The organism is Proteus sp. fly-1089, from assembly GCF_040138965.1.
Lineage (GTDB): Bacteria > Pseudomonadota > Gammaproteobacteria > Enterobacterales > Enterobacteriaceae > Proteus > Proteus vulgaris_B.
In genome coordinates this window covers 41736-66511 of sequence record NZ_JBEETS010000006.1, presented here as the reverse complement: position 1 = coordinate 66511, position 24776 = coordinate 41736, and the positions used below count along the sequence as shown (strand labels likewise).

Annotated in this window: 21 protein-coding genes; 17 read left to right on the top strand and 4 right to left on the bottom strand. The window is 38.7% G+C overall.

Annotated features, from left to right (window positions below; translation table 11 throughout):
• The 14 genes from ABN080_RS13515 to ABN080_RS13450 all read left to right on the top strand — a co-directional run bounded on the left by ABN080_RS13515 (position 1) and on the right by ABN080_RS13450 (position 14348).
• Entirely contained in the window at positions 1-1452 is a 1452-nt protein-coding gene (locus tag ABN080_RS13515) for a hydrogenase 4 subunit D (RefSeq protein WP_340893901.1), read from the top strand.
• 12 nt (positions 1453-1464) lie between these two features.
• Positions 1465-2115: a hydrogenase 4 membrane subunit gene (hyfE, locus tag ABN080_RS13510; RefSeq protein WP_036934333.1), complete on the top strand. Its 651-nt coding sequence runs from the start codon at positions 1465-1467 to the stop codon at positions 2113-2115.
• Positions 2116-2119: 4 nt separating this feature from the next.
• Positions 2120-3688 carry a hydrogenase 4 subunit F gene (locus tag ABN080_RS13505; RefSeq protein WP_349439471.1) on the top strand — a complete coding sequence of 523 codons (1569 nt, stop codon included), beginning with the start codon at positions 2120-2122 and terminating at the stop codon, positions 3686-3688.
• A 1-nt stretch (position 3689) separates the two neighbouring features.
• Positions 3690-5423, top strand: coding sequence for a hydrogenase large subunit (locus ABN080_RS13500; protein ID WP_196554483.1), 1734 nt, complete (start codon positions 3690-3692; stop codon positions 5421-5423).
• Between the two features lie 11 nt (positions 5424-5434).
• Entirely contained in the window at positions 5435-5989 is a 555-nt protein-coding gene (hyfH, locus tag ABN080_RS13495; RefSeq protein WP_349441252.1) for a hydrogenase 4 subunit H, read from the top strand.
• Positions 5986-6768, top strand: coding sequence for an NADH-quinone oxidoreductase subunit B family protein (locus tag ABN080_RS13490; protein WP_072069032.1), 783 nt, complete (start codon positions 5986-5988; stop codon positions 6766-6768). The genes hyfH and ABN080_RS13490 overlap by 4 nt, the downstream gene beginning before the upstream one ends.
• Positions 6761-7171 carry a formate hydrogenlyase maturation HycH family protein gene (locus ABN080_RS13485; RefSeq protein ID WP_072069031.1) on the top strand — a complete coding sequence of 137 codons (411 nt, stop codon included), beginning with the start codon at positions 6761-6763 and terminating at the stop codon, positions 7169-7171. The genes ABN080_RS13490 and ABN080_RS13485 overlap by 8 nt, the downstream gene beginning before the upstream one ends.
• Positions 7168-7668 (top strand): hydrogenase maturation peptidase HycI, encoded by a 501-nt coding sequence (gene hycI, locus ABN080_RS13480; RefSeq protein ID WP_072069030.1) that lies wholly within the window; start codon positions 7168-7170, stop codon positions 7666-7668. Before ABN080_RS13485 ends, hycI begins: the two co-directional genes overlap by 4 nt.
• 440 nt (positions 7669-8108) lie before the next feature.
• Positions 8109-9098, top strand: coding sequence for a glycosyltransferase (locus ABN080_RS13475; protein WP_197269862.1), 990 nt, complete (start codon positions 8109-8111; stop codon positions 9096-9098).
• Positions 9099-9500: 402 nt separating this feature from the next.
• Positions 9501-11084, top strand: a complete 1584-nt coding sequence (locus ABN080_RS13470) for an ABC transporter substrate-binding protein (protein ID WP_349441251.1) — start codon at positions 9501-9503, stop codon at positions 11082-11084.
• Positions 11069-12052 (top strand): nickel ABC transporter permease YntB, encoded by a 984-nt coding sequence (gene yntB, locus ABN080_RS13465; protein ID WP_371032919.1) that lies wholly within the window; start codon positions 11069-11071, stop codon positions 12050-12052. The genes ABN080_RS13470 and yntB overlap by 16 nt, the downstream gene beginning before the upstream one ends.
• Positions 12049-12861: a nickel ABC transporter permease YntC gene (gene yntC, locus ABN080_RS13460; protein ID WP_115350233.1), complete on the top strand. Its 813-nt coding sequence runs from the start codon at positions 12049-12051 to the stop codon at positions 12859-12861. Before yntB ends, yntC begins: the two co-directional genes overlap by 4 nt.
• Positions 12855-13652, top strand: coding sequence for a nickel ABC transporter ATP-binding protein YntD (gene yntD / locus ABN080_RS13455; RefSeq protein ID WP_349441250.1), 798 nt, complete (start codon positions 12855-12857; stop codon positions 13650-13652). The genes yntC and yntD overlap by 7 nt, the downstream gene beginning before the upstream one ends.
• Before the next feature lie 60 nt (positions 13653-13712).
• Positions 13713-14348 (top strand): ATP-binding cassette domain-containing protein, encoded by a 636-nt coding sequence (locus tag ABN080_RS13450; RefSeq protein WP_349441249.1) that lies wholly within the window; start codon positions 13713-13715, stop codon positions 14346-14348.
• Between the two features lie 89 nt (positions 14349-14437).
• Here ABN080_RS13450 and ABN080_RS13445 read toward each other — a convergent pair whose 3' ends face one another.
• The 4 genes from ABN080_RS13445 to ABN080_RS13430 form a co-directional block, all read right to left on the bottom strand.
• On the bottom strand, positions 14438-16804 hold the full coding sequence (locus ABN080_RS13445; protein WP_349441248.1) for an autotransporter domain-containing protein: 2367 nt from the start codon (positions 16802-16804) through the stop codon (positions 14438-14440).
• 515 nt (positions 16805-17319) lie between these two features.
• Complete coding sequence (locus ABN080_RS13440; protein WP_349441247.1) at positions 17320-18186, bottom strand: YjjW family glycine radical enzyme activase; 867 nt, start codon at positions 18184-18186, stop codon at positions 17320-17322.
• Positions 18158-19699, bottom strand: coding sequence for a YjjI family glycine radical enzyme (locus tag ABN080_RS13435; protein ID WP_349441246.1), 1542 nt, complete (start codon positions 19697-19699; stop codon positions 18158-18160). Before ABN080_RS13435 ends, ABN080_RS13440 begins: the two co-directional genes overlap by 29 nt.
• A 238-nt stretch (positions 19700-19937) precedes the next feature.
• Entirely contained in the window at positions 19938-20672 is a 735-nt protein-coding gene (locus tag ABN080_RS13430) for a YtjB family periplasmic protein (protein ID WP_349439475.1), read from the bottom strand.
• Positions 20673-20781: 109 nt separating this feature from the next.
• Between ABN080_RS13430 and serB the strand changes: the two genes are divergently transcribed.
• From serB to nadR, 3 genes are read left to right on the top strand one after another with little or no spacing between them, the layout of a single operon-like run.
• Positions 20782-21759 (top strand): phosphoserine phosphatase, encoded by a 978-nt coding sequence (gene serB / locus ABN080_RS13425; RefSeq protein ID WP_196554861.1) that lies wholly within the window; start codon positions 20782-20784, stop codon positions 21757-21759.
• 37 nt (positions 21760-21796) lie between these two features.
• A complete protein-coding gene (radA, locus tag ABN080_RS13420) occupies positions 21797-23188 on the top strand; it encodes a DNA repair protein RadA (RefSeq protein WP_072069019.1) in 1392 nt (463 codons plus the stop codon).
• Between the two features lie 11 nt (positions 23189-23199).
• On the top strand, positions 23200-24444 hold the full coding sequence (gene nadR, locus ABN080_RS13415) for a multifunctional transcriptional regulator/nicotinamide-nucleotide adenylyltransferase/ribosylnicotinamide kinase NadR (RefSeq protein ID WP_349441245.1): 1245 nt from the start codon (positions 23200-23202) through the stop codon (positions 24442-24444).
• Positions 24445-24776: the final 332 nt, after the last annotated feature.

The following is a 24776-nucleotide window of genomic DNA, read 5'->3' as shown; positions in this document are numbered from 1 at the left end:
ATGATTACAATGGAAAATATAGCTCTTGCGACCTTACTCATCCCATTTGCGGGGGCGTTGATTACGTCCTTAATGCCAAATCGGATGGCGAAGTGGTTATGTACACTTTTCGCTTTATTAGCCACATTAGGAACAGTTGTTTTAGGTTGGCAGTTCCTCGCTGAAGGTAAAGTCGATACCACAATTACGCTAATACAATATGGTGACGTTGCGCTCTTTGGTTTTACCATTGACCGTGTCAGTACCTTGATTGCTTTCGCTGTTGTGTTCTTAGGGTTGTTAGTGAGTTTTTACTCTACTGGCTATCTGACTAACGGCAACCGTGAGCATCCACATGAGGGTACTCGTCGCTATTATGCCTTCTTGCTGATTTTCATTGGAGCAATGGCTGGTTTAGTCCTTTCATCGACTATTTTAGGTCAACTCCTGTTTTTCGAAATCACAGGAGGATGTTCTTGGGGATTAATCGGTTACTACCAATCTGAAAAATCACTCCGCTCAGCAATGAAAGCGTTGTTGATCACTCACGTTGCTTCAATCGGTCTTTATCTCGCGGCTGCAACCTTATTTGTGAGTACGGGTACATTTGAATTAACCGCAATTGCAACCTTAGATGAGCCAACCAAACTGATTGTGTTTGGCGGTATCCTCTTTGCAGCTTGGGGTAAATCAGCTCAACTACCGCTACAAGCTTGGTTACCTGATGCGATGGAAGCACCAACTCCTGTGAGTGCTTACTTACACGCAGCATCAATGGTGAAAGTCGGTGTCTATATCTTTGCTCGTGCCATTATGTCAGCAGGTGGTGATGTCCCTCATCTTATTGGGTGGGTGGGTATTACCATGGCGGTTATCACGTTGATTTATGGCTTTATGATGTATTTGCCACAAAAAGATATGAAACGCCTGTTAGCATGGTCAACCATTACTCAGCTCTCTTATATCTTCCTCGCATTATCTATCTCTATCTTCGGACCGCGTGAAGCGTTTGAAGGCGGTATTGCTTATATCTTTAACCATGCCTTCGCTAAAAGTTTGTTCTTCTTAGTTGCTGGTGCATTGAGTTATAGCTGCGGTACTCGCATGTTGCCTCGCTTAAAAGGGCTAATTAATAAATATCCATTATTGGGTGTGGGTTTCTGTGTCGCCGCGTTGGCAATTGCAGGTGTTCCACCACTTAATGGCTTCTTTAGTAAATTCCCAATTTTTGCCGCAGGTTTTGAGTTGTCGAGTATTTTCTGGGTGATGACACCAATTATGGTGCTGGTGCTGATTGAATCTGTTGCTAGCTTCACTTGGTTTATCTACTGGTTTGGCCGTGTTGTACCGGGCAAGCCAAGTAAAGAAGTTGAGGAAGGACAATCTGTTCCTATGGCGATGCAAATTGTCATTGGAATACTGATTATTATGTCCTTTGCATCCAGTGTTATCGCAGTCACTTGGCTAGGATAAGGGAGATAAATCATGACTGGAGCACTTATCGTAAATAATTTGGCGGGGTTAATGATGATAACTTCGCTACTAGTAATTGGCGCGAAAAAGCCGATTGCTTCTTGTTGGTTCTATGCATTGCAATCTTTCGTATTGGTGATGATTTTTGTCACCTTGGCGAATACGTTAGATGCACACCAACTGACACTTTGGGCGATTACCGCCTTCTTTACTAAAGTTCTGCTTGTTCCACTTATTTTAGGATTTGCATTTCGTAAGTTATCTGATCCTAGTGCGAATATCAGTGTTATTAGCCCTGCGCTATTGATGTTGCTTGCAGCTGTTATCGTCATTCTAAGTTGGTTTGTGGTTGAGCCAATTCAAATACCAATGGTTGTTGATTTGAAACCTGCACTCGCAGTTTCTCTGGGACACTTTATGTTGGGGCTACTTTGCATCGTGACTCAACGCAATATCCTAAAACAAGCTTTTGGTTACTGTTTAATGGAAAACGGCTCTCATTTAACACTGGCATTATTGGCATGGAGAGCACCAGAACTGGTCGAAATTGGTATTGCCACTGACGCCATCTTTGCTGTGATTGTGATGGCAGTATTGGCTCGTAAGATTTACCGCACGCTCAACACACTGAACGTGGATCAACTGACCGCGCTGAAGGGGTGAGGAGATGAACCAAACAACCATGTTAACAATTTTAATGTTTGCGCCGTTGGTATTTTCAATACTAGCGTTTCTGAGTCCGTTATTAAAAGCAGGTGCTCGTTCTGTTGTGACAGGCATTCATGCGATTGGTATCACCGTTTTGTTAGTCGCAGCATTAGGAACTGTGGCAGATGTCATGTCTCATGGCGAAATATTGGCTGCTGCGAATTGGGTTCACGTTGATAGCTTAGGTGCATTATTCCTCGCTATCTTAGGCATTATTGGCTTTTTAACGGGGCTTTATTCTATTGGCTATATGGGTCACGAAGTGGATGAGGGTGAAATCTCAGTACGCACTTTGTGTAATTACTATGGTTTCTTCCATCTGTTTTTATTCACCATGTTATTAGCGGTCACCAGTAATAACCTGATCCTAATGTGGGCAGCCATTGAAGCAACAACCCTAAGCTCTGCATTCTTAGTAGGAATTTATGGTCAGCGTTCTTCTTTAGAAGCAGCGTGGAAGTACATCATCATCTGTAGTGTCGGTGTCGCGTTTGGTCTTTTCGGTACTATTTTGGTTTATGCCAATGCCGCAAGCTTTATGCCTGATCCAGATCAGGCCATTTTCTGGACTGAAGTGTTGAAATATACAGACCAGTTAGACCCAACTCTGATGCATTTAGCTTTTGTCTTTATTTTAATCGGTTTTGGTACCAAAACGGGGTTATTCCCAATGCATGCTTGGTTACCCGATGCGCACAGTGAAGCACCAAGCCCAGTCAGTGCCTTGTTATCGGCAGTATTACTAAATTGTGCTCTGTTAATCATCATTCGTTACTACATCATTATTGATGCTGCTATTGGCACTGAATTTACACGTAATTTACTGCTGATTTTTGGTTTCCTCTCTGTGGCTATCGCGGCTTTCTTTATTCTTATTCAGCGTGATATGAAACGCCTTTTAGCGTATTCCAGTGTGGAGAACATGGGGTTAATTGCCGTGGCATTAGGAATTGGTGGGCCAATTGGGATTTTGGCTGCTTTATTCCACACCTTAAACCACAGTTTAGCGAAAGCACTGTTATTCTGTGGCTCTGGTAACGTGTTATTGAAATATGGCACACGTGATTTAAATGTCGTAAAAGGTATGTTTAAAGTGATGCCATTAAGTGCAGCTCTTTTTGCTGGTGGCGCGTTAGCGTTAGGGGGAATGCCTCCTTTCAACGTCTTTATCAGTGAATTTATGATTGTTGTGGCAGGTTTAGCTTCTCAGCACATTGGCTTAACTATCCTATTATTATTGTTATTAACCATAGTATTAGGTGGATTAGTTCGTATGGTGGCGAAAACCGTCTTTGGTCCAAAACCTGATGTTGTTGTTAAAGGTGAACTGGGGATCTTAACCACATTACCAATGGTCATTCTGATTGCTCTTATGTTGTTAATGGGAACTCACATTCCTAAACCTGTCAGCGAGCTGTTAGAAAATGCCGCTAATATCGTGATGAATATTGATAAAAATGAATCACCAAATTATGCATGGCCAACAACGTTAATCAGCAATCAATCCACATCAGTTCAGGAGATGTAACGTGAGCTACCAAAATTATGTCAGTAGAAAAGAGGGGAAAGAACTAGGTGGAGATTATGTAGCCAAAGTTCGTGAAAAATTCCCATCAGCTGTTCTTGATGAAGAGCGACAAACCGCTGATCAATTGACGATAACAGTAAAAACAGAATCACTTCCTGAAGTGGTGGAGTATTTGTATTACGGCTTAGGTGGTTGGTTACCCGTCTTATTTGGTAATGACGAACGTAGTTTAAACGGGGATTATGCCGTGTACTACGCATTATCAATGGAAGAGGGTGAAAAATGTTGGATTGTAGTTAAAGCCCATGTTAGTCCAATTACGCTAGAATTTCCGTCTGTAACACCGCGAGTACCAGCTGCTGTTTGGGGTGAACGCGAAATCCGTGATATGTATGGCCTTATTCCTGTAGGTTTACCTGATGAGCGTCGTTTAGTGCTTCCTGATGACTGGCCAGAAGATATGTATCCATTGCGTAAAGATGCAATGGATTATCGTCAACGTCCGGCACCAACAACCGAAGTTGAAACTTACCCTTTTGTGAATGAAGGTAAGCAAGATGCGCGTGTTGTACCTATCGGCCCTATGCACATTACTTCGGATGAGCCTGGACATTTCCGCTTATTTGTAGACGGTGAAAATATTGTCGATGCCGATTACCGCATGTTCTATGTTCACCGTGGTATGGAAAAGCTGGCTGAAACCCGAATGGGTTATAACGAAGTGACATTCTTATCAGACCGCGTGTGTGGTATCTGTGGTTTCACTCACAGCGTGGCCTATGTGACTTCTGTTGAAAATGCGTTAGGTATTGAAGTGCCACGTCGTGCGCATACCATTCGTTCAATCTTATTAGAAGTTGAACGTCTTCATAGTCATTTATTAAATATTGGTTTAGCGAGCCACTTTACAGGTTTTGATACTGGTTTTATGCAATTTTTCCGCATTCGTGAAAAATCAATGCAGATTGCAGAAATGCTCACCGGTGCACGTAAAACCTATGGCTTAAACTTAATTGGTGGTATTCGTCGCGATATCTTAAAAGATCAGCGCCTTAAAACTATTCAATTAATAAGAGAAATGCGTCGTGAAGTAACTGAACTTGTCGATGTTCTTCTCACTGCACCTAACATGGAACAACGGACTGTGGGTGTGGGTATTTTAGATAAAAAAGTTGCTCGTGATTTTAGCCCTGTAGGTCCAATGATCAGAGCAAGTGGTTTTAAACGTGATGTGCGTTTTGACCACCCATTTGCTGATTATGGCAATCTTCCTCTGACACTCTTTAGTTATGAAGGTGGCGATGTATTCTCACGCGTTATGGTTCGTATTAAAGAAGTCCTTGATTCACTTTCAATGATTGAATATGCCTTAGATAACCTGCCAGAAGGCCCGTTATTAACAGAAGGCTTTACCTATCAGCCATATAAATTTGCACTGGGTTTTACAGAAGCACCACGCGGTGAAGATGTTCACTGGAGTATGTTGGGTGATAACCAAAAACTCTTCCGCTGGCGTTGTCGTGCTGCGACTTATGCTAACTGGCCTGTATTACGTTATATGTTGCAAGGCAATACCGTATCTGATGCACCATTGATTATCGGTAGCCTTGACCCTTGCTATTCCTGTACTGACAGGGTAACGCTCGTCGATGTGAAAAAACGTAAATCTAAAACAGTTTCTTATAAAGAAATTGAACGTTATAGCATCGAACGTAAAAATTCGCCGCTCAAGTGAGGGAATGAACGATGTTAAAATTGTTTAAAACCATAATCAAAACAGGCGAAGCAACAACAAAATATCCATTTAAACCACTGGATTTACCGGATGGTTTTAGAGGAAAGCCTGAATATGATCCACAGCAGTGTATTGTTTGTGGTGCTTGTACTGCGGCTTGCCCTGCCAATGCATTAACAATGGAAACCAATTTAGAAACAGGTGAGCGTCACTGGCAACTGTTTATTGGTCGCTGTATTTACTGTGGTCGCTGTGAAGAAGTTTGCCCAACAAGAGCGATTGTTTTATCAGATATGTTTGAAACGGCAGTGACGAAAAAATCAGACCTTTATATAAAAGGAACGTTTAAGTTATTGAATTGCCGTGAGTGCCATCAGCCATTTACCCCTAAAAAATCCGTTGAATATGCGATGGCATTATTAGTGCAATCGGGTTGGGATGAAAATACCGTGGAAGCAATGCGACCACAATTTGAAACTTGCCCTGAATGTAAGCGTAAACATAACTTATTATCTGATGGCCGTGAAAATATTAGTATGGGCGAGATCGGGAGTAAAATAAAATGAGTCTACCAGAAATTCCCATTAATCATCATGTTAGCCAACCAATCACCTTAGATGATCAGGTACAAAAGCTAAAGCAAACATTGTTGAAAGATATTCAGCGTTCAGCTTATGTTTATCGTGTTGACTGTGGTGGTTGTAATGGTTGTGAGATTGAAATTTTCTCTGCAATTACACCCGTTTTTGATGCTGAACGTTTTGGTATCAAAGTGGTAGCCTCACCTCGTCACGCTGATATTTTATTATTCACTGGCGCCGTAACGCGCCAAATGCGTGTTCCTGCATTACGTGCCTATGAATCAGCGCCAGATCCAAAAATCTGTATCTCTTATGGCGCTTGTGGCTGTGGTGGCGGTATTTTCCACGATCTGTATTGCGTATGGGGTGGTAGCGAATCTATTGTGCCTATTGATGTATGGATCCCAGGATGTCCTCCAACGCCAGCAGCAACTATTTATGGTTTTGCTGTTGCTTTAGGTTTGCTTGATCAGAAATTAAAAGGCGAATCACATATAGAAGTTGAGAATGAAAAAGCTTCACTTATTTTACCTTCTATTCCTCTTGATGCTCGGGTAATGATTGAGCGTGAAGCGCGTCGTCTTGCAGGTTATTACCAAGGAAGACAAATCAGTGATCATTTCTTGACGTTACTTGAAGGTGCCACAATTCAAGAAGTGAGTGGTCGTGTTGATGAATGGTTACGACAAGCTAACGATCCTCGTTTATCAGAGATTGTAAAACGCTTGGTTTACTCTTTAAGTCAAGGAGGCATATATGCCTGATGACGCTAAAGTTTACTTTTGGTCATTAAGACAAAAGTTTGTAGATAGTGATGATGATATTCCTGAACAAGCGCAACAGGTGATGTATTACTCGCTTGCAATTGGCCACCATGTGGGAATGATTGACTGTTTAAAAACAGAGTTAGTCTGCCCTTTAGAAAAATATAAAGAGTGGATTGATTTATTACCTGAAGGTGAAGCTAAGCGCAAAATGCATGGATTACTGACATTTGGTGAAATCAATATTAATTCTGAGCATACTCACTTATTAGCGTTAGCATTTGATCCTATTACAAAAAGTGACGATCCTATTTTTAGTGAGTGGAGTCAAACGCTGATTAAATTACTGGGTGAGATCCACGCAGAACCTGCGATTTATTTGATAGTGAAGAGAAAACCATGAGTGAAGCAATGACAGCACCTAAAGTGGTATTAACGGTAGGCAATAGTATGATGGGGGATGATGGTGCAGGCCCTCTGCTTGCCGAGTTAATGGAAGCAAACCCTATTGATGGATGGATTGTTATCAATGGGGGAAGTGCGCCTGAGAATGTTTCTTACCAAGTAAGAGAGCTACAACCGCAATGTGTTGTCATTGTTGATGCTGCTGATATTGGTTTAAATCCGGGTGAGATCAGGGTGATAGATCCTGATTATATAGCGGAAATGTTTATTATGAGCACCCATAATATGCCGCTGAATTTTCTTATTGATCAATTAAAAGATGATATTCCTGATATCACTTTTCTAGGTATCCAACCTGATTTAGTCGGTTTTTATTATCCAATGACCGAAGCAGTAAAAAATGCCGTTGATGAAATTTATCAAGGTATCAAGTCTTGGCGAGTTGATTACTTTCCGGAGCTTGAAGTTTGTGATGAAGAAGATATCGAAGAATAAAAGTAGAACAAGTATCCAAAGATTATTCATATAGATAAAAACTAAAACATCCGCTTTGCGGATGTTTTTCGTTAATGAGTAATATAAGTATCATTAATTATAAAAAAAGTGTTTTTTGTAACTTATATTACTCATTGTTAAGTTATTCTATTGCTAATAACATCTATTCTCCTCTCTAACCTTAAGTTTTCCTTTAGCCATCTCTTTTAAAAAATAGCGTTGCTTAACCTTTTCTTCATCGGGTATTTCTAAAGTTAACTATACTAATTCCTTATTAATAATGATTTTTGCTTCGAATTAGTAGAAAAGCCACTTTTTGTCTTAAATCTCAATATAGGATCGCATGAATAGCTTGATATGTGGGTAATGATGTTTGTTATCCTTAAGTCAAATGATGGCAATTAAATTTTCCTCTTACTAAGAATAAAAAAAGGTTGGTTATGTCTTCTTTTGCGCCTCAATTAAGTATTGTTGTTGCTGTTTACAATGGCGAAAAATTCTTACCTCAGTTTTTTAGCTACTTACAAACACAAAAACTAGAAAGTTGGGAGCTTATTCTTGTTGATGATGGTTCTAAAGATAGTTCTCTAAAAATACTTAATGAATGGAAAGATAAATTCCCTGATGTCACTATTTTGACACAAGAAAACCAAGGCGTTTCCGTTGCTCGTAACACTGGTTTTCATGTTGCCCGTGGAAAATATGTCGCTTTTCCGGATATAGACGATGTTATTGATGCCAGAATGTATTCTCGTTTACTCGAAATCGCTCTTGCTGATGATTTAGATATTGCGACTTGCAATGGTAATTATGTTTATGCTGATGGGCGTCCTTCACGTCCTATTTTCCCATCTAACCGATTACATTCAACGGATGTTTTAACGGGACCACAGTGGTTAAAAATAGCATTAAACTCTAAAAAATTCTTACATGTAACTTGGTTGAATATTTATCGACGCGAATTTCTACTTGCACATGGTTATTATTTTGAGCCAGGCTTACATCATCAAGATATTCCATGGACAACGGAGGCATTATTAACTGCCAAACGTGTTAAATATATTGATGAGCGTTATTACGACTATTTTATTCACTCTGAATCTGTTTCTCATGCAACGCCTAATGATACTATTCATGTTCGAACTATTCATAATTACATGAAAATATTAGAGATGCTTGATGCTATTAATCAAAAGCATAAGGATATCGTTAAAAATATTAATGCATGTTATTGGCAAATCGCAAAAGAAGGTTTAGGAATTATTCACTCAATCGGCGCTATTCAATCTATTGAAGTTAAAAAACAAATAGTTAAAGAGCTTTTCGATAGAGGAATTTGGGCACTTATCTGGCAGAATGCAAAAGATTTTAGATTACGTTGGCGTTTAGGCCGGCGCTATTTTAAATTAAAGAAAATATTAAATTCATAATCACAAGAAGGCACAATAATGTGCCTTCTTTATTTTTAATGCATATTAAATAAAATGAAATAATCTAATTTCGTTAAAAAGTCACTTTATTTCGTTTTGCGCTCACTGATAAATTCAATGATAAATATATAACTTATTTATTAGAAAAATACTGTGCACTTGCTAGAAGTTTGCCATAATGAATAATACTGCTTAATAAAAGTTTATGTAAAATCAATAAACTGTCGAATATTATTCGAGTAGTTGAATGAAAAATTTTATTATGGTGTCACTGATTTATTCTTTATCTGCAATAATTGTAGAGCATCATAATTATCATTGTTATTTATCTTATTTCAGCCTCTTTTCTAATGGGATTAGAGACTGGAGATAAGTCGTATCTAAAAAATCGGAGAATGTTTTATGTCTATTCGGTTTGGTTGGCGGCAATCATTAGTAACTTTAGCTTGCTTAGCCGCACTAAGCGTCCCTTTTGCAACATCTGCTCAAACGTTAAAACTGGCTATTGGCGAAGAGCCAACCGAAGGTTTTGACCCAATGTTGGGGTGGAGCCATGGTAGCTATTTACTTCTTCATAGCCCATTGTTAAAGCAAAATGCGGATCTCTCTTGGTATAGCAATATGTTAAGCGACTACCAGCCAAGTGAAGATGGCAAAACATGGAAATTAGCATTAAAACCCGATTTAAAATTTTCGGATGGCTTACCACTAACGGCAAAAGATATTGTGTTTACTTATAACAATGCGGCTGCAAGTGGCGGTAAAGTAGATATGGGGAATTTTCTTTCTGCAAAAGCAGATGATGATTTACATGTCACTATTACCTTAAAAGCACCACAGAGTACGTTTGTTAATGTATTAGGTTCGTTAGGCATTGTCTCTGCTGATAAGTATGATGAAAAAACTTATGCACAAAAGCCAATTGGTGCAGGTCCTTATCGCATGGTCAGTTTCCAACCGGGCCAACAATTAATTGTTGAGGCTAACCCTTATTATGCAGGGCAGAAAAACGATTTTGAAAAGCTCATTTTTGTTTTTCTTGATGAAGATGCGGCCTTTGCCGCTGCTCAAAGTGGGCAATTAGGCATCGTTCGCATTCCACCAGCAACCGCGGCTATTGCTAAAAATTTACCTAATACAAAATTATGGGAAAGACCAAGTGTTGAAAATCGCGGTATTGTTTTCCCAATGGTAAAATCAGGTGAAAAGAATGCACAAGGCTATGATATAGGTAATGATATCACGGCTGATATCGCTATCCGTAAAGCTATAAATTATGCTCTTGACCGTAAATTACTGTCAGAACAAGTTCTTGATGGTTATGCGGTTCCCGCTTATACCGGTGTAAAAGGACTACCTTGGGATCAAACTGAAGCAGCATTTAAAGATGGTGATGTTGAAAAGGCAAAACAAATTCTTGAAGATGCAGGTTGGAAACTCAATAAAAATGGTATTCGTGAAAAAGACGGTTTAGAGGCTAAATTAACCTTGTGGTATACCAGTGGTGATGCGACACGTCGCGATTTAGCAGAGTCAGTTCGTGCATTAGTACAGCCTCTTGGTATCCAAATGGATCTTAAATCAGGGAGCTGGGATACTGTAGAGCGTTATATGCACTCAAATCCAACTTTATTCGGTTGGGGAAGTCTTGATCCTATGGAGTTATATCATCACTACAGCGAAAATGCGGCTGGTGTTGGTTACTATAACCCCGGTTATTATAAAAATCCTGAAGTGGAAAAACATCTGCAAGCAGCACTCGATGCTCATACATGGCAAGAAGCCGTTCCTCATTGGAAAGCCGTTGAGTGGGATGGTAAAAATGGCGTTGGTGTAAAAGGTGATGCTGCTTGGGCTTGGCTGATGAATGTGCAACACACTTACCTAACTAATCCTTGTGTTGATCTGGGTACAGGAACACCTGAAATCCATGGTTCATGGTCATTATTAAATAGTGTAGATACTTGGAAGTGGACTTGTCAGTAATACGTCAAAGTGCAGGTTTTTTCCTGCGATTACTCTGCCTGCTGTTGGTGACAACAGCGGGTGTTTTTATTTTATTAAGTTTTTCACCGATTGATCCTATCAAGGCTTATATCGGCAGTGATCTCCTGAATGTTCCTCCTGAACAATACCCTTTAATCGCAGCACGTTGGGGAATTGATCAGCCTTTATGGATGCGATTTTGGCTCTGGTTTAGCCAAATCATTCAAGGGGATTTTGGCTATTCCATGCTATATAACATGCCTGTTATTGATGTTATTCGTGAGCGTGCGGGACCTTCCTTTATTTTACTTTTTTCAGCGTGGGTATTTTCAGGTGTTATTGGTGTTGTGATGGGATTAGTGGCGGGTCGATACCTTAATCGTTGGCCAGATAGAATTATTTCTACTTTATCTTATTTATTAGCCGCGTTACCAACGTTCTGGGTAGGATTACTGCTGTTATCTCTGTTTTCTGTCACCTTGCATTGGGCGCCAATTTGTTGTGCGTGGCCAATGGGAAGTAGTGCCGAAACAGCAACGTTAAGCCAACGTTTTTCTCATCTTATTTTACCTATGATTGCGCTTGGATTATTAGGCACAGGGAATATTGCGCTGCATACTCGTGCGAAAGTTGCCGAAGTGATGGGCAGTGAATTTATCCATTTTGCTAAGGCTCAAGGTGATAAAGGTTGGGCTATGATGCTATTTCATGTTCTACGTCATGCCATTACGCCCGCACTTTGCTTACAGTTTGCATCAATTGGTGAATTACTTGGTGGCTCTCTTTTGGCTGAAAAAGTATTTGCTTATCCAGGCTTAGGGCAAGCGACGGTTGATGCGGGATTAAGAGGAGATATTCCTCTCTTAATGGGGATTGTTGTTTTCAGCACTATTTTGATTTTCTTTGGTAATAGTATTTCTAACACATTATTAAGACGTATTAATAAAGGAATTTTGCGAGACTTATGATTTACGATCCCAACAAGCCTTTATTGAGATTGTTATTAGTTACACTCGCTCTGATAGGGTTAGTGGCTTACGGTTTTTCAGTTTCTCATACTGATATTGCAATGGACTTTTTGGCAAGAAACCAAGCGCCATCTGAGCAATATTGGTTTGGTACAGATAATCTAGGCCGTTCTTTGTGGTTACGTTGCTTTCAAGGGATGTTAAGTAGCCTCAATATCGGTGTGACAAGTGCCGTTGTCAGTGGCGCAATTGCACTGATTTTTGCCGGTATCTCTTCGATCAATCGCTATTGTGATTTTTTTGTTCGAGGGGTTGTGGATGCACTTTTGGCATTACCACATTTGTTATTGTTGATTTTGATCTGTTTTACATTAGGGGGAGGGCAGCAAGGGGTGATTTGGGCAGTGGCATTAACTCATTGGCCTAAACTTGCGTTGATTTTACGAGGTGAAATTCAGCGTATCCGTGAAGCGGATTATGTGATGTTATCGCGTCGTATTGGCAATTCACCTTTTGAATGTGTAAAAAAACATTATATCCCCATGTTATTACCGCAGTGGATTGTGGGAACGTTACTGATGTTTCCTCATGCAGTATTACATAGCGCAGCATTAAGCTTTTTAGGATTTGGACAAGCAGCTCATGAGCCTTCTCTTGGTTTATTATTGGCTGATGCATTACGCTATTTAAGTACAGGTTCTTGGTGGATGGTGGTGTTTCCGGGATTGATTTTAATGTGTCTAGTATTGATTTTCGATCAATTTGCTAAAGCAATGCAACAATTGTGGTTAAGAGGAGCAGGATGTTAAGTTTTGAGCAACTATCCATTGATATTGCACAATTTCGTTGGCTAGGAAAACGAAATTGGCAACCGTTGCTAAAATCAATCTCTCTGGATATTAAACCGGGAAAGATGCTTGCTCTAGTTGGCGGTAGCGGTGAAGGTAAAAGCTTACTACTACAAAGCGCACTGGGGTTATTGCCTGCAAATATGCGAGTACGTGGTGCGATTAAACTGAATGGGCATACATTGAGTGAGCGAGAGTTGATTGCATACCGTGGTAATACTTTTTGTTATATTCCTCAGGGCGTGACAGCACTTAATCCTTTAATTTGTATCGGTGAACAATTAAGCCGCTCAGCGCATTTGAGTGGTGCTGAAGTTACATCAGATGATATTGTGCGGCAATTAGGGCTTTATCATCTATCCGGCTCGTTAGTTAAAACCTATCCGGCCAAACTTTCAGGTGGTATGGCAAAACGTGTATTGGCCTGTAATGCAACATTATCTAATGCTCAATATATATTGGCTGATGAAATTACCTCATGGCTTGATGATGAGCACGCATGTCTGTTGCTTGGGCATTTAAGAGAGTTATGTAATCAGGGTAAATCTGTGCTTTGGGTAACACATGATTTAGCTCTTGCTGCACGTTTCGCAGATACGATAGCGGTGCTTAATCAAGGTGAGGTCAATGAAGTTATCCCTGCTACGGTGCTTAATCGTCATGAAGGTAGCGAATGGTTAAAAACACTGTGGAATGCATTACCTGAACAACAATTTATTAATACAAAAGAAACATCACTTAATCCATTATAATATTGTATTTTTAAGCCTTATTTTTCATACATTTTATCTGTTATTTCTGGAGTTATCTTTATGCCACTTTTAGAGTTAAAACAATTATCTGTTCAGCAAGCAGGTAAGATGTTATGGCAAGATCTCTCCTTTTCGTTAGAAGCAGGAGAAAGGCTGGGTATTTCAGCACCAAGCGGTACAGGGAAAACGACATTAGGTCGAGTTCTAGCGCAGTGGCAAGCACCATCCAGCGGTAAGATCCTACTTAATCAAAAGCCTTTATCGACTAAAGGTTATTGCCCTATCCAATTAGTTCCTCAACATCCTGATAAATGCTTTAATCCTTTTCGAACAATTGGAAATAGCCTCCAAGATGCTTGGACGCCTGATGAAAGTTGGTTTGATAAATTACGGATAAAACAAGAGTGGTTAGCGCGCCGACCTAACGAATTATCAGGTGGAGAATTGGCTCGTATTGCCTTATTAAGGGCGCTTGATCCTCGTACTCAAATCTTGATTGCCGATGAAGTAACGGCACAATTAGATGCACAAATTCAAGCCGATATTTGGCGAGTATTAATAGAAGAAAGCCAAAGACGTCCTTTAAGCTTGATAATCTTTAGTCACAACAAAGCGTTACTTGAGAAGGTTTCGACAAAAGTGTGGTGGGTTGATGACAATAAACAATTTACGACAACATCGTATCTTCAAAAGTAATATTCAATTTATCTTCCTTATTTATTGTTTTTTCATCGATAGATTTCACTCCCTACCTAAAAATTAGATAGGGAGTAGATTAATTAATCTTAAAAACGATAGGTATAGCTCATGCCTAATTGTACATCATGATAGCGATAAGTTGTCATTTCCCAATTTACAGAAGTATTAAGCGACGAGCGATTATCAAATTGATAAGTTAATCCTGTGTGTGCAAATGGACGTTGTTTTAACGGTTTTTTATTCTCAGTATAATCAATAGATTGCGTACCTAAATATTCAATATGACTATTAAAATTACTCTGATGTTGTGTGATATGCCAATACATACCCGCTTTGGTAGTAAGTATCATTGATGAACCTAATAAATACTCTAAACCTAATCCAAACTTGGCAAAGATAGCGTCTGTATTGAGTTTGTCATAGTGTGCAGCAAAATGAGCGCCTTGTGTTTCGCTGTAAGCTGAACGCGACATTTCAGTAAAGGTGATCCCTGCAAAAGGCGTTAATGTGAGTGTGGATTTTAGGCTGTAAGGATAATAGCCTTGAAGATCAATGTGATATCCTTTAAGTTTCGCATCACCTTTACCTTCTTCAGTATCAGCAAGTAACGGGCGTTTTATTGAGACTTTACGGTTTAAATAGGCACCTTTTAAAGAAAGGTGTAGCGCATTATTATTTGGTTTAAGACTCAGAGACGGAATTAAATCGATGCTAAATCCGATTAAAGGTAGTGGATAACCTTGATATTGATAGCCTTTAGGTAATGAAGAATAAATATCGGTATCAAATGCTAGACCTAACACGACAGGCATATTGCGAATATCTACACGGTAAGCACCACTTAAGCCTGTTTGTGTAGCATTAGCATTACTTAAACGCTGGTGGTGTGTAAATCCACTGATACATGCTTTATCTAATCCAACGTTACAAGTTGCCGAGGCTAGGTAACGTAGTTGTCCTTGTTGCATGTTTATCGCTTTGTAACCATTTTCAGCCGCCATTTGCATAGAGCGATATGTATTTTCTATATCAATGGGATTGCTGATAGCGATAACGGGCTTTGTGTTTGCTTTTTCTTTATCTAAGCGATCTTGCTCGGCTTTGGCTTTCTCGGCTTGCTCTTTTTCTAAGCGATCTTGCTCGGCTTTGGCTTTCTCTGCTTGCGCTTTGTCTAAGCGATCTTGCTCGGCTTTGGCTTTCTCGGCTTGTGCTTTATCTAAGCGATCTTGTTCTGCTTGTTTGTTATTTTCATCTGCAATTTTTTGTTTTTCGTCATTGAGATATTTATCACTGAGTTGATCATTTCTCCAGATAACTTGGCGCCAATTATTATGTTTATCAGTAGACAGCCCATAAATAATTCTTCCGTCATCCGTAATGGCATGTGCTTCTGAATCTTTACCGTTGTTAAGTGTCCCTAAATCATACATATAATCATTGTAATGAATAAAGCCATGACGATGAAACATCATAAAGGCTTTATGACCGGTACCTGCCAATGTTTTTGGAATAGTTTCTAGGTTATAATCATCAGTTTCAGACCACCCTATAATATATTGACCATCAGCGGAAATATCAGTCGCTCTGGCATTTCTAAATGCGGATCCATTTACTTTAGAAAGGTTACCAATATTGATAAGTGTTTTATTGGATAAGTCATAGCGCAGTGCTTGGCTAAAAAGTGCTGAAGAAGTTTTTATTTTATTATGAGGTAGTGTAATTGTATAATCATCATGCCAAATTTCTCCCCAGCCAACACTATAGTTTCCATCTGCTGAGATATCCGTAAGTTTTGAAGAACCGAATTTAGAGAAACTAATTTCTTGTATAGGGCCTGTTTTTGTCGTGACAAACGCAATTTTAGGATAATTACTATCATTTAATTGTTTCTTAGTTAGGTCTCGGTTTAATTGACCAATAAAAACTTTTCCATTATCACTAACCTTCTGAATATCAATATCTCTTATTTCTTTTATTCCATTTAAAAAAGGGTATTTAGTGATTGATGTAAGTAAGATATCTTTTTCTGGATGATTAGCTAAATGTTTATTAACATTATCAAATGTTAATTCGAATTCTTCTTTTTTATTTATATTATAAATAAATAAATTAGTATTTTTTTTATTTATATTTTCAGTATTGGATTTATATAAAATGAAATCACCATCTTTAGTTAAATATTTAATGGTTATGTTTCTTTTTAAAATAGAAAAGATATCATCTTTTATATTATAGGAAAAAATATAGCATTCACCACTCTCACCACTCTCATCACAATTGTTTGTTTTTGCTGTAATGGCATTTTTTTTAATCATCTCATCTAATATAGATTTAGATTCTGTAGCATACCCAACAACTGTTTTACCATTTTTTGAAATATGAGATAGATAAAGGGTGTCTAATTTTGGGTTATTATCTTTATTTATTTTTTTTTGGGTTTTGCCACCATCCATACTAATAAATAATTCATTTGGTAGGAAACTTGTATTGAAATAAGGTGTGTTTCTAACGTTATAATCAGGAACGTTTTTTCTTACTGCACCTTCAAATTTATCAGCTATATCATTATATGTAGAAAGGACCTGATCATTTATTTTTGTATATATGTATATACTTCCAAATGGCATAATTAATTGTTGGTTCTTGTTATTTTTTTCTAAAATACCACCGTGGAGATATTTAATATATTCTTTTTTCTTATTACTAAAGTAATGATATTCAGGTACGCTATTATTAATGCTAAAAGGTTTATAAACTGAATATCCTATATTTTCTATATTATAGTTACCATAAGAATTAATAGGGAATGCATATGTTGAGCATAGTATCAATAATATTGAATTATATTTTATTTTCATTGTGGGTATCCATAGACGAGTTTTTACAGGAGGTTAACTTCTGTATTAATTAAAGTCAATTGGATAAAATAAAATGAATATAATATATAATGGTTTTAAACTTACTATTATTATAAGTTAATATTGGGTTTATTAATTAAATTTATTTTTCTAAGTGTTAATTCATTTTGTAATGTTATGATTTCTTCTCTATAAGCGGGTCTCCATTTACTTGCTTCACCATAAACACCATGATTATGAAAAGCATTAATTCTCACTGGAATAGATTCTTTCAGTGAATTAATAAACAGAGAAAGTAATTCAATATTCTCTAAGTAATCAGTTTTTTCTGGAATATATAAAAGGCGTAATTCTGTAAGTAAATTATTATTAGCTAACCATTTGATTGACTCTTTAATTCGTTGATTACCTCTTCCTGTTAAATAAAGATGCGTTTCTTCACTCCAACTTTTTAAATCAATCATAGCACCATCCATATATGGGGCGATTTTTTGCCAGCCATTAAGTGAAAGAGTGCCATTACTGTCGATTAAACAAGTAAGATGCTTCAGATCAGGCGCTTCTTTTATTGCTTTAAAATAATCAATTAAAAAAGGGAGTTGTAACGTAGATTCACCACCACTCACTGTAACACCATTAATAAATGCTGCATATTTACGTGTGATCGTAATAAGCTCATCAACAGTGTAGGTTAATGTCATTGGGCTTGATTGCCGTGGACATTGCTGAATACAGGTGTCGCATTGTTCACAACTGGCACTGTTCCAACTTATAACACCCTTTTGTAATGAAAGTGCTTGTTGAGGACAGGTTGGAATGCAATCACCACAATTGTCACAGATCCCCATCGTATAAGGATTGTGACAACTCTTGCAACGCAAATTACACCCTTGTAAGAAGATGGCTAGGCGATTGCCTGGGCCATCTACACAAGAGAAAGGAAGGATCTTATTTATTGAAGCGCATCTGCTGTTCATGGCTAATAACTCGAGGTTTACGTTCAGCAATATGACAGTTTGCCGTCGCTTCATCACCCAGCCAAGTGGTATTTAAGCGAGAGCCTTCTTCTTTGTATTTTTTCAAGTCGGATAGGCGCACCATATAACCCGTGACACGCACTAAATCATTACCACCTACGTTAGCGGTAAACTCCCTTAGCCCAGAAGCAAATGCACCTAAGCAGAGCTGCATTAAGGCATCTGGATTTTGTTTAATGGTTTCATCCACTGTTAAAATATCACTGATACCTGAAGTATAAAATTGATGGTGAGGTGCGACAGTCATTAAATGTGTCACGGGATCAGGCTCTTTACCATAAGGAATACGAGTTGCTGGCGTAGTACCAATATCTGAACTAATACCGGATTGTGCATGTAGCATTGCCCGATGTTTCCAACCATATTTAACCGGTGTATCTGCAACAAATTGCGCTAACTTTTCACTGATGATGTAACTGAGTTTATTAGCAGACTCATTATCACCATAAGCAGCTTGTTGACCTTCTTTTTCAAGTAACAGAGCAACTGCTTCAGCCATGCCATAAATACCAAACATGGGGGCAAAACGATCGGGTGAAATCAAGCCTTCTTCCACTAAAAAACTTTGGTTAAAAAAGTGAGATTTTTCATAGAGAAACTCACAACGAGCATCAATGATCTCAATTTGTTTTTGCATATAAAAAGGCAATATCTTATTAAGAAAATCGAGGCTATTTTGGCTACGCTGTGCAACCTCTTTGAGGTTTATACGCACTAAGGTGCTACCACCGCCACTTTGAGGCAGAGAGTTATAACAACTAACAATTCCATATTCATCTTTACCGAATACTGCATCTTGCAACGTACCATTAGCTATATGGGGTTTACTGCTGTGGCAAATATTAGTGATGGCTTGGTGAAGTAGATCTGTTGGTGTTGAATTCGCATCATAAATAAATGTGAGATTAGGGGCGACTTGTTGAAGTTCAACATCCACTTTAAGAATTAATCGGGTAAGAATTGAGTCTTCAGGCCCAATATTGGCATGCATAAACGCATCTGGCAGGGTTCTATCAAGATAACGCCAGAAGCGTTTTAATTTAGGGTAAAGCTGCTCTTCGGTAAGTTCACCCACATAAGGCAGTAAAATTTTATCGATACGACCTAAATATACTGGCATAGAGGTAACCGACGGAACATGATGATAAAGAATACTGAGCATATTCAGCGCATCATCAAAATCTTGAGCCGGCTCTAATTCTAAATAATGGGAACCTTGTGCTAAAAACTTCGCATAATCCGGTAAGACATAGCGCGGTTTGTAAGGGGCATGACCTTCATACATATCGCAAATAACCCGTTCATCAAGCGCTTTTGCGGCATCCATAGAAAGTGATGGATAAGGCAGCATATTCTCAGCTTCTAACGCGAGAAAATGACGTTTTTGTTCAGGAGAAAGAGTTGAATTTTCTACGATTTGTTGACAGCGTTCGATAACGGATTGTTCAGTCATAACCACCTCAGCACTCAAAGAGCCAGAAAAAGATTTAAAACTTATTTTTCAGGTTAATGACTTAGTCAGAATTTACCGTGACTTTAAACAAAACCCCTTTAAAGATTAAGGAAATAGCACGAAAATACGTATAAATTAGATATATCTAATTTGAGTTATGGCTTATTAGATATAAAAAAAGTGAGTTCAGTTAATGATCCACTAAACTCACTGAGTAGTTTGTTAAAAGAGTAAGAATTTATGTTTTATCTATTTTATTATCAGTGTCATTATTCTCTTCTCTGACACTCTCTTTTGATTCATTTCCTTCATTATTTTGATCTTCGCTTTCTTGATCTTCTTCTTTTTCAGTACGAGGCGGTAAATTTGCCGTTAATAAATAAGGCGATTGTTGCCAATGCACTGGTGTTAACTGAAGTAGGTTATGTGAAAGTAAAAAGCCAATGGCGAGCGCAACTAACAGCATCACACGTAATAAATTTGTTGTGTTATCGACTTGGCTTGATTCAGTGACCAACTGGTGAGTATCTAATGTTAGCCTTAAAAAACCCTTCGGTTTATCTTTGCCCGGTACGGGAACAACAAGTTGGTGATTAAAAGAACCACCACTTTTTTGCCCTTCTAGTGCTAATCGCTCTTTAACAGTGACATTTTCACCACTATGCGCTATTTGTGTACCATCTTCTAAATAAAGACTGGCATCAAGCACCCGACTATTGTGAGTTAGATGATTTAAATTAGCCATAATGAGGGGATTTACGTTATCTTTGCTACTGTCATCCAGATAAGTGGATAAAGAGAACGCAACTTGTTCTGCCAGCGTTTTTGCAAGCTCTTCAAACTGGGTAATACGGGCATGCTGATTAGCACGGCTAAAATAAGACGCGCCTTGCATAAGAAATGCCAATAGTGCGATACAAATCAGTATAATCGCCGTTTTTTGTAGTTTGAATTTTAGTTTGTCTTTAAGCATGTTCATCCTTTTGCGTAAGCAAGTATATGCATGTTGCCAGATGAGCCAGAGATAGAATAGGCTGAATAACGATTATTTTGTTCAGACAGGGGAAAACAGGAGAATAAGTATGTCAAATAGTCTGACCTATTGCTATTTACCGGATGAAATCCGTAAATGGCCAGGTCTGCCGTTATCACTTAGTGGTGAAGAGGTGATGCCACTGGATTATCGTGCTGGCGATAGCGGATGGTTACTTTATGGTCGTGAACTTGATAAGAAAAGAATAAGTGAGTTCCAGCATAAATTAGGCGTGGCAATTGTGGTGGTTTCTTCATGGCGTATTGATGATTACCAAGTTGTGCGTATTGCAGGAAGCCTAACCCGTAGAATTCGCCGTTTATCTGATGAATGTGGCCTAGATGTCGTTCCACTAGGTGAAATTCCTCGCTTGCGTTCTCCTGGGCTTTTAGTGATGGATATGGACTCAACGGCTATTCAAATTGAGTGCATTGATGAAATCGCCAAACTTGCGGGAGTGGGTGATAAAGTTGCGGCAATAACAGAACGCGCTATGCAAGGTGAAATGGATTTTAGTGAAAGTTTAAAACTCCGTGTTGCTGAACTTAAAGGAGCCGATGCTTCTATTTTGCAAAAAGTGATGGATGATTTACCGCTTATGCCAGGATTAACGAGTCTGGTACGTAAACTTCAAGCAATGGATTGGCATATTGCTATCGCATCTGGCGGTTTCACTTATTTTGCAGATAATTTAAAACAAAAATTACGCTTAGTGGCGGCGATTGCTAATCACCTTGAAATTAAAGATGGCAAGCTGACAGGCAAAGTAAAAGGCACCATTGTTGATGCGAAATATAAAGCTCAAGTGCTTGCGCGTTTAGCTAAAGATTTAGAGATCCCAATGGAGCAAACCATTGCCATCGGTGATGGCGCAAACGATCTTAAAATGTTGAGAAAAGCAGGATTGGGTATTGCCTATCATGCAAAACCCAAAGTGTATGCTCAGGCAAAAGTCGCTATCCGTCATGCTGATTTAATGGGCGTGATGTGTATTTTAAGTGGTGGTTTAAAACACGAAGAGCGCTAAATGCGTTTTTTAGAATTGTTATCGTAGGGAGAGAAGTGTGGCAAAAGCAGCAAAAAGAGCCTTTGTATGTAATGAATGTGGTGCAGATTATCCTCGTTGGCAAGGGCAATGCTCGGCTTGTCATGCATGGAATACAATTACAGAAATTCGTCTTGCGGCCACCCCTTCCTCCCGTAATGAGCGCTTTAGTGGCTTTGCTGGTGATGCTAAAGGCGTTAGCCGAGTACAAAAATTATCTGAAATTAGCCTTGAAGCATTACCTCGATTTTCAACAGGATTTAAAGAATTTGACCGTGTTTTAGGGGGCGGTGTTGTACCTGGAAGTGCCATCTTAATTGGGGGTAACCCAGGTGCGGGTAAAAGTACCTTATTACTGCAAACCATGTGTCTTTTAGCGACACAAATGAAAACACTTTATGTGACGGGTGAAGAGTCACTTCAACAGGTTGCTATGCGTGCACATCGATTAGGTTTACCGACAGCAGAACTTAATATGTTGTCAGAAACCAGTATCGAACAAATTTGTTTAATTGCCTCACAAGAACAACCTAAATTAATGGTGATTGACTCTATTCAAGTAATGCATATGGCAGACATTCAATCTTCACCGGGCAGTGTTGCCCAAGTGCGTGAAACGGCCGCTTATCTGACTCGCTTTGCTAAAACCAATGATGTTGCCATTATTATGGTGGGCCATGTAACAAAAGATGGCACATTAGCGGGGCCTAAAGTGCTAGAACACTGTATTGACTGCTCTGTTATGCTAGATGGTGAAACAGACTCTCGTTTTCGTACTCTGCGCAGTCATAAAAACCGTTTTGGTGCCGTTAATGAATTGGGTGTCTTTGCGATGACAGAACAGGGATTACGTGAAGTGAGTAATCCCTCGGCTATCTTTTTAAGTCGAGGGGATGAAATTACATCAGGAAGTTCTGTGATGGTGGTATGGGAAGGTACTCGACCATTATTAGTGGAGATCCAAGCCTTAGTTGATCACTCAATGCTATCAAATCCACGCCGTGTGGCTGTGGGGTTAGAGCAAAATCGCCTTGCTATTCTACTTGCCGTTTTACACCGCCATGGCGGATTACAAATGTCTGACCAAGACGTTTTTGTCAATGTGGTGGGAGGGGTTAAAGTCACAGAAACCAGTGCTGATTTAGCCTTGTTACTATCATTAGTATCGAGTTTTCGTAATCGTCCTTTACCACGCGATTTAGTGATATTTGGTGAAGTTGGCCTTGCGGGAGAAATTCGACCTGTACCTAGTGGGCAAGAGCGAATAGCAGAAGCAGCAAAACATGGTTTTAAACGAGCCATTGTACCGAGTGCAAATATGCCAAAGAAAAATCCACCGGATATGAAAGTGTATGGTGTGAAAAAACTGTCAGACGCCTTATCTGTTCTTGATGATTTAGAAGACTTCTAAAGGAGTTAATTATGGGACCTTTTGATTATATCAAACAGGCTATCAGAAAAAATGGGTATACCTTACAACACGTTGCTGATGAAAGTGATATGACAAAAGGCTATCTTAGCCAATTGATTAATAATAAAATCAAGAGCCCCAGTGCGCAAAAAATGTCGGCATTACACCAATTTTTGGGGTTAGAATATCCCATCAAAAAGAAAACAATTGGTGTCATTTTTGGTAAGTTTTATCCTCTTCATACTGGGCATATTTATTTAATTCAACGTGCTTGTAGTCAAGTTGATGAATTACATGTGATCCTCTGCCATGACGAACCTCGCGATAAGGATCTATTTATCAATAGTGCGATGTCACAGCAACCGACTGTCAGTGACAGATTACGCTGGTTATTACAAACTTTTAAATATCAAAAAAATATTCGTATTCATGAGTTTGACGAACACGGTATTGAGCCACAGCCCCATGGTTGGGAAATGTGGAGTGAAGGCATAAAAACGTTTTTACGTGAAAAACAAATTACACCTGATTTTATCTATACCAGTGAGCGAGAAGATGCGGATCAATATAATGCTTTCTTGGGGATTGAAACGGTTCTGATTGATCCTGAACGCTCATTTATGAATATCAGTGGCAGTCAAATTCGCCAAGCGCCTTTTAAATATTGGGAATATATTCCAACAGAAGTTAAACCCTTTTTCGTGCGCACAGTGGCTATTTTAGGCGGTGAATCTAGTGGTAAATCAACATTAGTCAATAAGCTTGCCAATATTTTCAATACCACGAGTGCATGGGAATATGGTCGTGATTATGTCTTTTCACATTTAGGCGGTGATGAGATGGCATTGCAATATTCTGACTATGATAAAATTGCATTGGGACATGCTCAATATATTGATTTTGCTGTTAAATATGCCAATAAAGTGGCTTTTATTGATACGGATTTTGTCACTACTCAAGCATTTTGTTTACGTTATGAAGGTAAAGAGCACCCTTTCGTACAAGCACTTATTGATGAGTATCGTTTTGATTTAGTTATTGTTTTGGAAAATAATACGCCATGGGTAGCGGATGGTTTACGGAGCTTAGGCAGTGAAAAAGATCGTCGCCTCTTCCAAACTTTACTGATGGAAATGCTAGATAAAAACAATATTGAATATATCAAAGTGAATTCCCCTGATTATGACGAACGCTTCTTAAGCTGCGTTGAATTAGTCAGAGAATTATTGATGATGCAATCAAAACATATTAAGTAATATTATGATTAAAAACGCCATTAATGGCGTTTTTATATTGGAAGGATAAGAATAATCACTTGCCTTAAAACCCAACACTTTTCTTCCTGAATAAATTCCTTTTATTCTTTGCCACTGATGATCTATCAGAACAAAATCACTTGCCAAAAGATAAAAATACATAAAAAAAACTACCAAATAAGCTATCTACGTAATAATGCTATTTTTTTCAATAAGGTGAAAAAGGTTACTGAAAATTAATTCAGGGATCTTTATGATAGATATCAGGTATAGATTTATCGGTGTGTATTTCTTTTGCCATTAGGTGTGAGGAGTCACACTCTCTATCTTCA